At 65.5% G+C, this 1,054-nt stretch carries 1 protein-coding gene and 1 pseudogene; both read left to right on the forward strand.

Annotated elements, in window-relative coordinates; genetic code table 11:
* On the forward strand, positions 1-780 hold a 780-nt coding region (locus EN879_RS36960; RefSeq protein ID WP_164774894.1), incomplete at its 5' end, for a diaminopimelate decarboxylase.
* Between the two features lie 39 nt (positions 781-819).
* Positions 820-1,054, forward strand: a pseudogene (locus tag EN879_RS36965) (pyridoxal-phosphate dependent enzyme); the annotation flags it as partial.

A 1,054-nucleotide genomic window follows, 5' to 3' on the forward strand; every position in this document is an offset into this window, starting at 1 on the left:
ACCGGCAAGGCCGAGAACAAATTCGGCATCCCGTGGCAGCGGGCGCGGCAGGTCTATGCCCGCGCGGCAACGCTTCCCGGCATCAGGATCACCGGCATCGACACCCATATCGGCAGCCAGATCACGGAGCTGCAGCCCTTCGACGACGCCTTCGCCCTGCTTGTCGATCTGGTCGGCGCGCTGCGGGCGGACGGCCATGCCATCGAGCATATCGACCTCGGCGGCGGCCTCGGCATCCCCTATCGCGTCGACAACAACCCGCCGCCGCTGCCCGATGCCTATGCCCAGATCGTCAGGAAGCATGTCACCAAGCTCGGGCTGAAGGTGATGTTCGAGCCGGGCCGGCTGATCGTAGGCAATGCCGGTATCCTCGTCTCGGAAGTGATCTTCGTAAAAGAAGGCGACGCCAAGAACTTCCTCGTCGTCGACGCCGCCATGAACGATCTCATCCGGCCGACGCTCTACGATGCCTTCCACGATATCCGTCCGGTCGTGCAGCCGCCGGCGGACACGCCGCGCATGATGGTCGACGTCGTCGGCCCGGTCTGCGAGACCGGCGATTATATCGGCCTGGACCGCGATCTGCCCAGGCTGAAGGCCGGCGACCTGATTGCCGTCTCCACCGCGGGCGCCTATGGCGCGGTGCAGGCCGGCACCTACAACACCCGTCTGCTGGTTCCGGAGGTGCTGGTCGACGGCGACCGGTTCCACGTCGTGCGCCCACGCCTGACCTATGACGACCTGATCGGACTGGATTCGATGCCCGACTGGCTTGCATAGAAGCGCCGGAAACACACCGACCCGTCACAGGGAGCAATCATGACGAACGGCATCACCGTCACACGCGAGCGCATTGCCGCGATGGAACCGCGCATCCGCCCCTATATCAGGCACACGCCGGTGCTGCGCGTCGACATGGCCGACTTCGATCGGCCGCCGTTGGCCGTCGACCTGAAGCTCGAATGCCTGCAGCATTCCGGCTCGTTCAAGGCGCGCGGCGCCTTCACCAACCTGCTGGAGCGTGCGGTCCCAAAGGCCGGTGTCGTCGCAGCAT

It is taken from the genome of Mesorhizobium sp. M7A.F.Ca.AU.002.02.1.1 (assembly GCF_003998535.1).
Taxonomy (GTDB): Bacteria; Pseudomonadota; Alphaproteobacteria; order Rhizobiales; family Rhizobiaceae; genus Mesorhizobium; species Mesorhizobium ciceri.